Below are 13438 nucleotides of genomic sequence, written 5' to 3'. Positions count from 1 at the left end.
CTCCGCGCCTACGGCAACTCGATCACGCGACCGCCGACCACCGTGCCGGCCGCCGCGCCGCGCAGCTTCCAGCCGGCGAACGGCGTGTTGCGAGACCTGCTCCGGAACATCGCCGGGTCGACCTCGACCTCGCGCTCGAGGTCGATCAGGGTCACGTCGCCGGGCGAGCCCGGTGCGAGGCTGCCGCCGGCTACGCCGAGGATCCGCGCCGGCGCCGTCGACAGCAGGTCGACGAGGCGCGCCAGGTCGATCACACCCTTCGCCACCAGCCGGTCCAGGCAGAGGCTGAGCGTCGTCTCGAGCCCGACGATGCCGTTCGGCGCGGCGACGAAGTCGAGCTCCTTCTCGTCCGGATGATGGGGGGCGTGATCGCTCGCGATCGCGTCGATCGAACCGTCGGCGAGGCCCAGGGCGAGGGCGTCCCGGTCGGCGGCGCTCCTGAGCGGCGGGTGCATCTTGAAGTCCGGGTCGAGGCCGGAGTCGAAGACGTCCTCGTCCGTCAGCAGCAAGTGATGGGCCGAGACCTCGCAGGTGACCCGCCGGCCATCCGCCCTGGCTGCCCGGATCAGGTCCAGGCTGCGCGCGGTCGACATGTGCGCCAGGTGGTAGCGGCCCCCGGTGTCCGCCGTCAGGAGCAGGTCGCGGGAGACCATGACGTCGTCCGCGGCGCCCGGGATCCCCTCGACGCCGAGCCGGGTCGAGAACCGCCCCTCGTGCATGACGCCGTCGCCCGAGAGCTCGAGTTCCTCGGCGTGCTGGATCAGCGGCAGGTCGAAGTGCCGGGCGTAGCGCAGCGCCTGGCGCATCAGGGCAGCACTCCAGACGGGACGGCCGTCGTCCGAAATCGCGACCGCCCCGGCCCGTCGCTGAGCGCCGAACTCCGTCAACTCGCGGCCCAGGAGCCCCCTGCTCACCGCTGCGATCGGGTAGACCCGGGCCCAGCCCGCCCGCTCCGCCTGCTTGAGCATGAACTCGGTAACGGACGGGTCGTCGTTCACGGGATCGGTGTTCGGCATGCAGGCGACGGCCACGAACCCTCCGGCCGCGGCGGCCCGCGTCCCGGTCTCGATCGTCTCCTTGTACTCCTGGCCCGGCTCCCGCAGGTGGACGTGCATGTCGATCAGGCCGGGCGTGACGACCAGACCCGCGGCGTCGACCTCGCGCGCGTTCTCCGGCGCCGGAAGACCGGGGCCGCAGGCCGTCACCTTGCCACCCCCGATCAGGACGTCGGCCGGACCGTCGAGTTCCTGGGTCGGGTCGACGACCCGGCCTCCGCGAACGATCAGCGATCCGCTCACGGCGTCGGTCCGCCCTCGCCGCTCTTCGTGCCGGCCAGCAGGTAGAGCACGGCCATCCGCACCGCGACGCCGTTCGCCACCTGCTCGAGGATCACCGACCAGGGTCCGTCGGCGACCTCGCTGGCGATCTCGATGCCGCGGTTGATCGGCCCCGGGTGCATGATGATCGCGTCGTCGCTCGCCCGGCGCAGGCGCTCCGCGGTGAGCCCGAAGAACTCGAAGTACTCCCGTTCTGAGGGAAACGCGACCCGCGCCTGACGCTCGAGTTGCACACGGAGCATCATCACCACGTCGGCGTCCTCGATCGCCTCCTCCAGCGAATAGACCACCCGGGCACCAAGCGACTCGGGCTCTTCCGGCATCATCGTGCGGGGCCCGGCAACGGTGACGTCGGCACCCAGCCGGGTCAGGCAAAGGACGTTCGAGCGGACGACCCGGCTGTGCGCCACATCGCCGACAATGGCGATCTTCAGGCCCTCCACCCGACCCTTCCGGCGGCGAATCGTGAAGGCGTCGAGCAGCGCCTGGGTGGGATGCTCGTGGGAACCGTCGCCGGCGTTGATCACGCCCGAAGCGAGACGCTCCGCCAGTGCGTGCGGCACCCGCGGGTGGGCATGCCGGATGACGACGAGATCCGGCGCCATCGCCTCCAGATTGCGGGCCGTGTCGAGCAGCGTCTCGCCCTTGGACAACGACGACGAGGAAGTCGAGAAGTTGATGTTGTCGGCCGATAGCCGCTTCTCGGCGATCTCGAAGCTCGAGCTGGTCCGGGTCGAGGGCTCGAAGAACAGGTTGATGACCGTCTTGCCCCGCAGCGTCGGCACCTTCTTGATCGGCCGCGCCGCCACCTCGACGAACGACTCCGCAGTGTCGAGAACGTGGAGGATCTCGGCCGTAGACAACTCGGCGACCCCGAGCAGGTCGCCTCGCTGCCAGACCGGTACGCTCACCCTTCGCGTTCCAGGAGCTCGACCAGCTCCTTGCCGCCGTCGGTAGCCGCGTAGGAGACCTTGATCACCTCGGTGTCCGTCGTCTGCACGTGTTCGCCGACGCAGTCGGCGTGGATCGGAAGTTCCCGGTGGCCGCGGTCGATCAGCACCGCGAGGCGAATCGCCCGCGGCCGGCCGTAGTCCATGATCAGGGCGTCCATCGCCGCCCGGATCGTGCGGCCGCTGTAGAGAACGTCGTCGCAGAGCACGACGATCCGGTCGTCGATCGGAACCGGCATCACGCTCTCCTTGACCACGGGCTGTGGCGCGATCGTCGAGAGATCGTCCCGGTAGAGCGTGATGTCGAGTACGCCGACCGGCACGGCCACGTCTTCCGTGCGCTTGATCTCGGCGGCGATGAAGTCGGCCAGGGGCACGCCGCGGGTGCGCACGCCGACCAGCATCAGCGAGTCGGTCCCCCCCGCGCGCTCGACCACCTCCAGCGCCATCCGGCGCATCATCCGCGCCATCTGCGGCGCATCGAACAGCGTTCTCTTGACCGTCAGCGCGCTCACCGCCGTGGCAGCGTATCAGCGGCGCGCCCGAGACGCCACATGTTGTGGCCGGGAACGACCACCGGCACAACTACTTGTGACTTATGCATGAATCCTGTTATCTTCCCCAAGGGCCGGAAAGGCCCGATTCCCCGCCACGCCAACCATGCTCAAACTGGAAAGCCTTGAAGTCAACGGCTTCAAGACCTTCGTCGACCCGGTAACGAGCCGCTTCGCCCGCGGCATCACGGCGATCGTCGGACCGAACGGCTGCGGCAAGAGCAACCTGGCAGAGGCCATCACCTGGGTGCTCGGCGAGCAGAGCCCCAAGTCGCTGCGCGGCAGCTCCATGGAGGAGGTCATATTCAATGGCAGCGGCCAGCGCAAGCCCCTTGGGATGGCCGAGGTCAGCCTCACCTTCCTCACCGACGGCAGCGTCGAGAACGCCGAGGACGGCCGCATCACGATCGGGCGGCGGATCTTCCGCGGCGGCGAGGGCCAGTACCGGCTGAACGACCGGGTGGCCCGGCTCAAGGACATCCGCGACATCCTGATGGACACGGGTCTGGGCATCCGCGCCTACTCCGTGATCGAGCAGGGGCGGATCGGGATGATCCTCTCCGGCAAGCCCCAGGAACGCCGCAAGCTGATCGAGGAAGCGGCCGGGATCACCCGTTACAAGAACCGCAAGCGCCTCGCCAGCCTGAAGCTCGAGGACGCGACCGCCGACCTGCTCCGGCTCGACGACATCATCTCCGAGGTCGAGCGCAGTCTTCGCTCGCTCAAGAGGCAGGCGAACGCCGCGCGGCGCCACCGCGAACGCAGGGGGGCCTACCGCGAGCTGCTCGACGCCGTGCTCCTGGCACGTTGGGCGAAGCTCCAGGGCGAGCTCGGGGAACTCGGGTCGGCTCTGGGACAGGAGGCCAACCGGGAGGCGGAACTCCTGGCGGAGATCGCCCGCGGCAACGCGGAACTCGCCGAGTGCCGTCACACCATCGACGCACGCACCGGAGAGGCCGTCCGCTCGCACGAACGTCAGGCCACCCTGCTGGCGACGATCGAGGGGCGCCAGGAACTGATCAAGGGCGGCCGCGCCACCCGGGCGGAAATCGCCGAGCGGCTGGAAGCCGGCGCCCGAAGCGAGGAGACGCGGCGCCGCGAACTGGCGGCGGCCGAGGAGGCCCTCGCCGTTCTCGCCGGACGCCGGCAGATGTTCCTTTCGGAGCGCGAAGAGGCGCTGGCGAAGGTCCACGACGACCGCCGCCGGATCGACGAGGCCGATACCGCTATCGAGGACGCGCGCAGGCGACATCGTGATCTGCTCGAGGAACAGGCGGCATCGCGCGTGGGGATGGACGGGCTGAGGAGCCGCCTGGTCGCCGAGCGCATCGTCACCGAGAAGGCGGTCGACCGCCGCGACCGAGCCGAAACGACGCTGGAACGCAGCAGGGACGCGCTCCGCTCGATCGACGTCGACGTCAAGAGCGTAGGCGCCAAGGTGGAGACGCTGGACATCGCCCTGACCACCGAGACCCAGGCCGCCCAGCGTGCCGCCACGGCCCTTGAAGCGAGCCGGAACCGGCGGCAGGCGGCCCAGGCCGAACGGGAAACGCGCCGCGAGGAGCTCGTCGAGGCCCAGAAGCGGACGGCCGTTCTCCGCGAGCTCGGTCAGCGCGACGAGGAGCTGCGAACCGGAATCCGCGGCGCTCTGCTCGATCTGGGGCTTTCGGAGCCCCGCTTCCTCGGCGACGAAGTGAACGTGCCGGCGGGCTGGGAAGACAGCCTCGACCTCTTCCTGGGCCCGCTGCGCAACGCCGTCCTGACCCCCGGCGACGAAGATGCCGTGGCCATCGCCCGCGCTCTCGCCGGCTTGGAACACCAGGTCACGCTCCTTCGGCCGGCCGAGACACGGAAGCCCCTGCCAGGGCTCAAGAAAATCGCGGAACTCGACGATCCGGAGATCGTCGGCGACGTGTGGACGGCGCTCGGCCTGCCCGAAGAACTGCGCGCCTCGCTCCCCCCCGGTTGCCTCCTCTCCAGCCCCGAGGCGGCGGAACGCCTGGCGGCGGACAACCCGGACGTCGCCTTCCTGTGCCGGGACCGGCTCTGGATCGAGGCCGGCCGCGTCACCGTGCGCGGCGAAGGCGCGGCGCCGGGCGCTCTGGGCCGTCAACGCGAGCTCGACGACCTCGTCCGACGTACGGACGAACTCAAGGAACGCTGCACAACGCTCAGCAGCGAGATCGATGGAGCCGCCGGGAGCGTCCGCGACGCCGCCCTGGAAGGTCGGCGGATCGAGAAGGCCGCGGCCGATCTCCGGGAACAGCTCGCAGTCGCCAGGGCCCGCCTCGAGGACATCACCGAACGGCGCGCCGTACAGGCTCGCGAAAGCGCGGCGGCCGAGAGCGAGCGCGACGAACTGATTCGCAAGATCGCCGAGGCGGAGAGTCGCCAGGCACAGATCCAGACCGACATCGAAGCCCGCGAGACGGTTCATCGCAGTCTGGAACGGGCAGTCCAGGAAGCGGCCGCCGCCGTCGAGCGGGCCCGTGAGGAGCGCGAGGAGCGCGTCACGGCGGGGGCCGGCCGGCAGGGCCAGCTCGAACTGATCGAGGAGCGCTCAGCTACGGAGCGAAACGAGACGGAGAGACTGGAGCAGCGAATCGCGAGTCTGCGCGAGGCCGACAATGAGTGGCTCGCCGAGCAGGAGCGGCTGCGCGGACGCCTCATCGAACTCGAGGAGGCATCCACCCGGGCACGGCGGGAACTCGACAACGCCCTGGCCGAGCGGACGAGCGCGAGAGACGAAGCGACCGCCGCCCAGGAGGCTCTCGAGGAAGAGCGGGGCCGCGGACGCGAATTGGAGGCCCGAATGCGCGACCTCGGCGCCCGGCGCGACGAACAGCGCGACCGGATCGAGGACCTGCGCGTACGGCAGGCGGGCCTGCGCCAGGACGCCGAACACCTCGAAGGGGACTACCGCGAAGAGTTCGGGCGCGAGTTGGCCAGCCAGGAAGCGCCTGCCCGGCCGGACGGTGAAGTCCCCGACCTCGATGCCATGACCGAGGAGCTCGAACAGCGGCGTACCCTGCTGGAGCGGATGGGACCGGTCAACGTGCTGGCCGCCGACGAGTACGACGAGCAGCAGGAGCGCCACACGTTCCTGACCGGACAGCGTACTGACGTGGCGTCCTCCGTCGAGAGCCTGAAGCGCACGATCCGCGACATCGACAGGACCTCCTCCGAGCGCTTCGTCGCCGCCTTCAGTGAGGTCAACGAGAACTTCGGCCGCACCTTCACCGAACTCTTCCGTGGCGGCGATGCCGAAATGCGCCTGATGGACGAGGAGGACCCGCTGGACTGCGGCATCGAGATCACCGCCCGGCCACCGGGCAAGCGCGCCCAGAACATCATGCTGCTCTCGGGCGGGGAGAAGGCGCTAGCGGCGATCGCCCTGCTGTTCGCCCTCTTCCAGACGAAGCCATCCCCGTTCTGCATCCTCGATGAAGTCGACGCGCCGCTCGACGACGCGAACATCCTGCGCTTCGTCGACATGCTGCAGCGGATGTCGGCGGAAACCCAGTTCCTCATCATCACCCACAACAAGCTGACGATGCAGGTGGCGAGCACGCTCTACGGAGTGACGATGGAGGAACGCGGCGTATCGAGGATCGTCGGCGTCGATGTCGACGAGATGCACCCCGAGCGCCAGTTGGCGACCGCCTGAGCCCACTGGTTGCGCCGGCCTGGGTGCGCCGGCCTTCTGGCCGGCATCGCGGCGCGCCGCGCAGCGGCCGGGCCACTCCGGCTCCGGGCTTCCGCTGGTACCCTGACGCCATGAACCGCACAGTCCCGTTCGCACTCGCCCTCCTCGTCGTCACTCCGGCCGCCGCCGCCGACCGCGACGCGCCGACCTTCTACGGCGATGTGCTGCCCGTTCTGCAGATGCACTGCCAGGACTGTCACCGCCCGGCGGGAGCCAACTACGGCGGGATGAGGGCGCCGATGGCCCTGACCACCTACGCCGAGGTGCGGCCCTGGGCCCGGTCGATCGCGCGGACGGTAGCGGCGCGCGAGATGCCGCCGTGGGACGCCCACCCGCAGCACGACGGCACATTCGCGAACGAACGGGTGCTTGACCAGGCGGAGATCGAGACCCTGGTCAACTGGGCCGGAAGCGGCGCGGCCCCCGGCGACGCCGCCGAAGCCCCGCCGCCGCGCGAGTTTCCGAGCACCGGAGGCTGGGTCGTCGGCGAGCCCGACCTCGTCGTGACGATGCCGGAGCCCTACTTCGTCGAGGACGACGTGGACGACCTCTATGCCGCGTTCTCCTACGTGCTCACCGAGGAGGACCTGCCGGAGGACCGCTGGGTCGTCGCCTTCCAGTGCAAGCCGGACAGCGACATCATCCACCACTTCAACCTCCACCTGCTGCCGCCGGACGAGAACGGCGAGCTGCCGGCGCCGCCCGAGTTTCCGAACCAGGATCAGATCGCCCCGTCGCCGGAGAACGCCGGCAGCTACATGGGCGGCGTCTCCTCCGGCAGCGACGCGAACCGGTATCCGGAGGGCTACGGTTTCCTGCTCAGGAAGGGCTCACGGGTGACTTTCGACATCCACTACCACAAGGAGGCAGGCGAAGGCACCGGCAAGTGGGACCGGTCGTCGATCGGCTTCGTCTTCGCCGATGAACCGGTCGAGCGTTCGCTCGGCTCGGGGCTCCGGCCGATCATGAACTTCACGTTCGCCATTCCGCCGAATGACGGCAACCACCAGGTCGGCCCCTACTCCACCGTCGCCCGGCGCGACACGGACATCATCGCGCTCATGCCGCACATGCACATGCGCGGGAAGGCCGCACGCTTCGAGGCGTTCTACCCCGACGGCACGACCGAGGTACTGCTTGAAGTGCCCGAGTTCGACTTCTCCTGGCAGACGGTCTACTACTACGACCAGATGAAACGCATCCCGAAGGGCACGCGAATCGACTACACCGCCTGGTACGACAACTCGGCCGAGAAAGCGGCGCGCTACGGCTTCGACTCGAATCGCACGGTGCGCTTCGGCCAGCCCTCCACCGACGAGATGATGATGGGCTTCATGATGAGCGCCGGGGTACCGGAGAGCGAACCGTAGCGCTGGCTCCTAGCGTCGCGAGAGCCTGTCCGCGGTCACGAGGAAGGCGCCGGCAATCAACAGTCCCAGGAGCTCTCGGCTGTGCTCGATGTACATCCGGTCCGCGGACATCGGCGCCCAAAGGTCACTGGTCGGGCGGTTCAGTATCCAGTCCGCGAAGCCGGGCAGAGTCAGGCCGGCCCCCGCGACGGTGACGGCCGCCAACGCCAGGAACACGAACCTCGGTAGCGGCCGGTAGGCGGCGACCGTGCAGGCGCAGGCGATCGCGGCGTAGTAGGACACCCAGATCAGCGGATCCGGGTCGTTGATCTGCAGCAGGCCGAAGACCAGCATCGCCAGGCCGAGCAGCAGGGGCAGGAAGCGGGGACCTGAGCCACGCCGCGAGGAAGACATGAAGGCGAGCCTAGTGGCTTGCGCCGCAGAAAAGCCACTTCGTTCATCAGTTTCATCCTGTTCAGTCTTGACAAAACAAACCGGATGATTCAACATCCCTGACTCATGACCGTCTCCGAACCGACTCCCGCGCCGGACCGCCCCGCCGAGCCGTCCGCCGCGGCCGACATCAGCCTGCACGCCGCGGAAGAGCGCTTCATCGAAGCGATGGGGCTGGCGCACGAGGAGGATCGCCTGCCCCGGATCGCCGGCCGACTCGTCGGGCTGCTCATCCTCTCGCCCGACCCGGTCCGCTTCGACCATCTCGCCGAGCGGCTTCGGGTCAGCCGCGCCAGCATCAGCACGAACACCCGTCTGCTGGAGAACATGGGCGTCATCCAGCGTGTGACCCGGCCGGGCGACCGCCGCGACTACTTCCAGATCAACGAAGAGCCGGGTCTCCTGCTGCGAATCGCCGATCGCTACCGGAACCGCCAGGCCAGCGCGGAAGAGATGAAGCAGGCACTACCTCCGAACGCGGGAGGCGAAGTCGTCGTCGAGCGCCTGGAGCGGCTCATCCGCTTCTACGCGATCCTCGCCGACAGCCTCCAGTACGTGCTCGGCGCCGTGGCGGACGACAAGGGCAACTCCGGCTCCGGAAGCGCGTAGACCACGCGACGGCAGAACCCACCAGACGAAAGAGAACGACGAACCCATGGCCATGTTTCACCAATCGAAGGAAGGCGCGGACCCCGGGCGCCGCCGTCGGATCAGTCGTCCGCAGATCGCGGGGCTTGCCGTCGCGGCTCTCGTGCTCGTCGCGGCAGCCGTCTTCGTATTCGGCTTCGGGTCGCAGGCCCGCGCCGGCGGCCAGGCAGGCGACGCAACGATGGCGCAGGCAGTGCCAGTGCGCGCCGTCGCCGCGCGGCGCGGACACCTTTCCGTGCGCACCGCCTACTCGGGCGAGCTCGTCGGCGAGGTCTCCGACATCTCGCCCCAGGTTTCGGGGCTCCTGGTCGACGTACCGGCGCGTATCGGCCAGCACGTCGCCGCCGGCACGGTGCTCGCCGTGATCGCGGACATCGAAGTGAGGAACCAGCTCCAGGAGGCACGCGGCCAGCTCGGCGTCGCCGAAGCGAACCGGGATCGCGCCGCCGCCGAGCTCGTCGGCGTCGAAGCCGACTACCAGCGGGCGATGGAGCTCTATGACCAGGGCCTGCTCTCCGAGCAGGAGCAGCAGCAGGTCTCCTCCCAGTACGCAACGACGAAGGCGAACCTGGCCGCCGGCGAGGCCCAGGTCCAGCAGTCGACGGCCCGCGAGGCGCTGCTCGCCGAGCAGTTCGCCAACACCCGCGTGCGCGCACCATTCGACGCCGTCGTCTCGGACCGCTACCTGGATCGCGGCGCCCTGGTCCAGCCGGGCACGCCGATCCTGCGCCTGGTCGAGGAAGCGCCCCTCCTGGTCCAGTTCCGGGTTCCCGAACGGGATCTTTCGGCGGTCCAGACCGGCGCCGCCGTCGACGTGGCCACCGAGGCCACGGGCGAGCGGACCTTCTCCGGCACCGTGCTTCGTGTCGCCGGCGAGGTCCGCCGCAACGACCGCACCGTGCTGGTCGAGGGCGAGCTTGCCGAAACGGACGAACTGCTTCTGCCGGGCATGTACGCCGACGTCTCCGTCAGCCTGCGCGACCTCGACAACGCCCTGATCGTCCCCGGCGCCGCCCTGCTGGAACGGGTAGCGATGGACGGCGGACGCTCCACGGGCGTCATGGTGCCGGTCGATGGCCTCGCCCAGTGGCGCGCGGTGACCGTCGCGGGCCGCTCCGGCGAGTACAGTGCGATCGCCGGTCCGATCGAGGTCGGTGAACTCGTCCTGACGATGGGCCACAACCAGTTGGGACACGGCTCGCCCGTGCGAGTCGTCCACGACGAGTCTGAACCCTCCCCCACCGGCGCCGCGGGATTCTGAGGCCGAACATGAACCTCCCCCGTCTTTCGGCCAACCGCCCGGTGGGCGTGACCATGCTCTACGTCTGCGTCGTCGTGATCGGCCTGGTCGCGGTGCGCCAGCTCGCTGTCGACCTGATGCCCGAAGTCGACATGCCCCGGATCTCGATCACGACGACCTACGAGGGCGTGGCGCCCGAAGAGATGGAGACCCTGATCACCAGGCCGGTCGAGCAGGCCCTTTCCTCCGTCACCGGCCTCGACCAGTTGAACTCCATGTCCGCCGAGGGGATGAGCAGCATCCAGGCCCAGTTCGACTGGGGCGTCGACCTGAACGAAGTGGTAAACGACATCCGCGAGCAACTCGACTTCGTGCGCGGCATGCTGCCCGAGGACGCGTCCGAACCGACCCTGTTCAAGTTCAACCTCTCCGACATGCCCGTCGTCTTCCTTGGCCTGTCCGGCAGCGGCGACGCACGCCAGGTCCGCCACATGGCCGAGCAGACGATCAGCCGGCGGCTGGAACGTCTGCCAGGCGTCGCTTCGGTGGAAGTCCAGGGCGGTCGGGTGCGAGAGATCCAGGTCCAGCTCGCCGCCGACCGCATGGCCGCGCTCGGCATCACGCCGAGCGAGGTCACCAGCGCCCTGTCGCGTGAGAACCGCAACGTCTCCGCCGGCGACATGCTGGAGACCGGCCGGGAGGTCCTGATCCGCGCGATCGGCGAGTTCGAACGCAAGGTCGACGTCGAGAACACGATCGTCGCCATCCGCGACGGCCGGCCGATCCTGGTGCGGGACGTCGGACGGGTCGACGACGGCATCCGCGAACTGACGAACGAGCTGTGGATCAACGGCGCCGCAGGCATGCGGATGTACGTGATGAAGCAGTCCGGCGCGAACACGGTCGAGGTAGTGGACCGCCTGAAGCGGGAGATCGACGCGATCAACCGCGACTACGCCGGCCGCGCCGAGATCACGATCCTCATGGACGGCGCCGAGTTCATCCGCCAGGCGGTGAACAACGTCCAGCTGGGCGCACTGTTCGGCGCCGCGCTGGCGGTGCTCGTGCTGATGTTCTTCCTCCGCGACATGCGGGCGACGTTGATCGTCGGCGCCGCGATTCCGATCTCGGTGCTGGCCACGGTCGCCCTGATGTACTTCAACGGTTTCACCCTGAACGTGATCTCACTGGCCGGCATCGCGCTCGGCGTCGGCATGCTGGTCGACGGTTCGATCGTGGTGCTCGAGAGCATCTACCGCCGGCTCCACGAAGGCGATCGCCCCACCGCCGCTGCGGTCGCCGGCAGCAACGAGGTAGCGATGGCGATCGCCGCCGGCACATTGACCACGGTGGCCGTCTTCCTGCCGGTCGTCTTCATCTCCGGTTTCGCCGGCATCTTCTTCAACCAGTTGGCGATCACGGTCAGTTTCGCCCTGCTCTGCGCGCTCTTCGTCGCCCTGACGTTGATTCCGGCCGCCGCCGCCCGCTGGCTGCGTGAGGTGCCGAAGAGCCGCCAGGTGACGGACGAGTGCGTCGCGGCGCTCGGGCCGGTCGACATGGCCTACGGCCGGATGATCGAGTGGGCGCTCGGCAAGCCGGGAATGGTGATGGCCACGGCCGTCGTGCTCCTGCTCGGATCCTTCGCCCTGGTGCCCATCATCGGTCTCGAGTTGATGCCCGAGAGCGACGAGGGCCGGCTCAACATGCAGGTCGAGATGCCCGTGGGCGCTCCGCTCGACACGACGACCGGAACGATGAGAGAGATCGAAGCGCGGGTTCGCGGCGCGCTCAGACCCGAAGAGCTCGACAGCCTGATCACCACCGCCGGTCCGGAGAGCTGGTGGCGACCCGCCCAGTCCAACCAGGGCACGATGGAGATCCTGCTCACGCCGCTGACCGATCGGAGTCGCGCCCAGGAGGAGATCCTCGCGTCGATCCGCCACGCCATCGATGATGTGCCGGCGGCCCGGATCCAGCTCTACGCCTCCTCCAGCAACATGATGATGCGCATGATGCGCGGGGGCCAGGACGCGCGGCTGGTGGTCGAGATCCGGGGCCACGACCTGGACCAGGGCGACGAGCTCGCCCAGCGGGTGATCGACGCGATGGCTGCGGTCCCCGGAGTCGTCCACCCCCGGATCGACCGCGAGTCCGGCCAGCTCGAACGAACCCTGCGGGTCGATCGCGCCCGTCTGGCCGAACTCGGCCTCAACGGCAGCCAGGTCGCCGACGCCGTCGAGCACTACGTCCTGGGACGCGTGGCCACGAAGTTCCGCGACCAGGGCGACGAGTTCGACATTCGGGTCCAGCTCCAGCCGGAGGACCGGTTGCGCATCGAGCAGTTGCCTCAACTACCCATCGTAACTCCGCGCGGCGACATCGTGCCTCTGGGTTCGGTCGCCAGCATCAATCCCGGCGAGGGCCCCCTGTCGATCAACCGCGAGAACCAGGAGCGCTACATGCAGGTTTTCGCCGGCATCGACGGCAGGCGGTTCAGCGACGTGGCGAGCGAAGTCGAAGCCGCCCTGGCGCGAGTCGAGACGCCCTACGGCTTCACCGTCGAGATGGGCGGCGAGTTGGAAGAGCAGCGCCAGGTCTTCGTGGAGCTCTTGATCGGCGTACTGCTCGCGGTCTTCCTCGTCTACACGGTGATGGCGGTCCAGTTCGAGTCCCTGGTCCAGCCCCTGGTCATCATGACCGCGGTGCCGTTCTCGCTGCTCGGCGTGCTCCTGACCCTGGCGGTCACCGGCACGACGCTGAACATGAACTCCTTCCTCGGCCTGGTCGTCCTGGTCGGGATCGTGGTCAACAACGCGATCGTCCTGGTCGACAACGTGAACCGAATGCGCCGGGAGGTCGGCTGCACGCTCCGCGAAGCGCTGATCCGTGGATCGCGCCGCCGCCTGCGGCCGATCCTGATGACGACCCTGACCACCGCGCTCGGCCTGCTGCCGCTGACGCTGGGAATCGGCGAGGGATCCGAACTGCAGGCGCCCCTGGCGCGGGTCGTCGTCGGAGGCCTGCTCGCATCGACCCTGATCACGCTGATCTTCGTGCCCTCGCTCTACCTCCTGGTCGAGCGCGGCCGGGAACGGCGACGAGCGATTCGTGGCCGCAGGAAGGCGGCCCGGAAGGCCGGGATGCACCTTCCGCAGACCGCTCCGGCGATGCAGAGCTCTCGGGTTCAGGCCTGAAGGCTCG

Annotated in this window: 9 protein-coding genes; 5 read left to right on the top strand and 4 right to left on the bottom strand. The window is 68.9% G+C overall.

The features are described 5' to 3' along the window. Window positions 1-8: 8 nt before the first annotated feature. Genes OXI49_07340 through pyrR form a run of 3 tightly spaced genes read right to left on the bottom strand, consistent with a single transcriptional unit; the run spans window position 9 to window position 2793 of the window. A complete protein-coding gene (locus OXI49_07340; protein MDE2690315.1) occupies window positions 9-1298 on the bottom strand; it encodes a dihydroorotase in 1290 nt (429 codons plus the stop codon). Continuing rightward, window positions 1295-2248, bottom strand: coding sequence for an aspartate carbamoyltransferase catalytic subunit (locus tag OXI49_07335; GenBank protein MDE2690314.1), 954 nt, complete (start codon window positions 2246-2248; stop codon window positions 1295-1297). Before OXI49_07335 ends, OXI49_07340 begins: the two co-directional genes overlap by 4 nt. Then, the gene (gene pyrR, locus OXI49_07330; protein MDE2690313.1) at window positions 2245-2793 is read right to left on the bottom strand and encodes a bifunctional pyr operon transcriptional regulator/uracil phosphoribosyltransferase PyrR; all 549 of its coding nucleotides are present in this window, start codon (window positions 2791-2793) and stop codon (window positions 2245-2247) included. Before pyrR ends, OXI49_07335 begins: the two co-directional genes overlap by 4 nt. 154 nt (window positions 2794-2947) lie before the next feature. On the opposite strand from pyrR, the gene smc reads away from it, so the two are divergent. Next, window positions 2948-6508, top strand: a complete 3561-nt coding sequence (gene smc, locus OXI49_07325) for a chromosome segregation protein SMC (protein MDE2690312.1) — start codon at window positions 2948-2950, stop codon at window positions 6506-6508. A 110-nt stretch (window positions 6509-6618) separates the two neighbouring features. Further along, on the top strand, window positions 6619-7917 hold the full coding sequence (locus tag OXI49_07320; GenBank protein ID MDE2690311.1) for a hypothetical protein: 1299 nt from the start codon (window positions 6619-6621) through the stop codon (window positions 7915-7917). 9 nt (window positions 7918-7926) lie between these two features. On the opposite strand, the gene OXI49_07315 is transcribed toward OXI49_07320, so the two are convergent. Continuing rightward, window positions 7927-8310, bottom strand: coding sequence for a hypothetical protein (locus OXI49_07315; GenBank protein ID MDE2690310.1), 384 nt, complete (start codon window positions 8308-8310; stop codon window positions 7927-7929). A gap of 105 nt (window positions 8311-8415) precedes the next feature. Here OXI49_07315 and OXI49_07310 point away from each other — a divergent pair, with 105 nt between their 5' ends. The 3 genes from OXI49_07310 to OXI49_07300 are packed head-to-tail and all read left to right on the top strand — an operon-like array spanning window position 8416 to window position 13431. Then, entirely contained in the window at window positions 8416-8958 is a 543-nt protein-coding gene (locus OXI49_07310; GenBank protein MDE2690309.1) for a MarR family transcriptional regulator, read from the top strand. A gap of 46 nt (window positions 8959-9004) precedes the next feature. Beyond that, window positions 9005-10258 (top strand): efflux RND transporter periplasmic adaptor subunit, encoded by a 1254-nt coding sequence (locus tag OXI49_07305; protein MDE2690308.1) that lies wholly within the window; start codon window positions 9005-9007, stop codon window positions 10256-10258. An 8-nt stretch (window positions 10259-10266) separates the two neighbouring features. Continuing rightward, a complete protein-coding gene (locus tag OXI49_07300) occupies window positions 10267-13431 on the top strand; it encodes an efflux RND transporter permease subunit (protein ID MDE2690307.1) in 3165 nt (1054 codons plus the stop codon). The last annotated feature ends 7 nt before the right edge of the window (window positions 13432-13438 follow it).

The organism is Acidobacteriota bacterium (genome assembly GCA_028875725.1).
Lineage (GTDB): Bacteria > Acidobacteriota > Thermoanaerobaculia > Multivoradales > Multivoraceae > Multivorans.
The sequence above is the reverse complement of the archived record's forward strand: the minus strand, read 5'-3'. Positions and strand labels throughout refer to the sequence as shown.

Excerpts from the sequence above, each read along its gene's own strand:
- smc (MDE2690312.1), top strand. The coding sequence starts at position 2,948 with ATGCTCAAACTGGAAAGCCTTGAAGTCAACGGCTTCAAGACCTTCGTC.
- OXI49_07320 (MDE2690311.1), top strand. The coding sequence starts at position 6,619 with ATGAACCGCACAGTCCCGTTCGCACTCGCCCTCCTCGTCGTCACTCCG.
- OXI49_07315 (MDE2690310.1), bottom strand. The coding sequence starts at position 8,310 with ATGTCTTCCTCGCGGCGTGGCTCAGGTCCCCGCTTCCTGCCCCTGCTG.
- OXI49_07310 (MDE2690309.1), top strand. The coding sequence starts at position 8,416 with ATGACCGTCTCCGAACCGACTCCCGCGCCGGACCGCCCCGCCGAGCCG.
- OXI49_07305 (MDE2690308.1), top strand. The coding sequence starts at position 9,005 with ATGGCCATGTTTCACCAATCGAAGGAAGGCGCGGACCCCGGGCGCCGC.
- OXI49_07300 (MDE2690307.1), top strand. The coding sequence starts at position 10,267 with ATGAACCTCCCCCGTCTTTCGGCCAACCGCCCGGTGGGCGTGACCATG.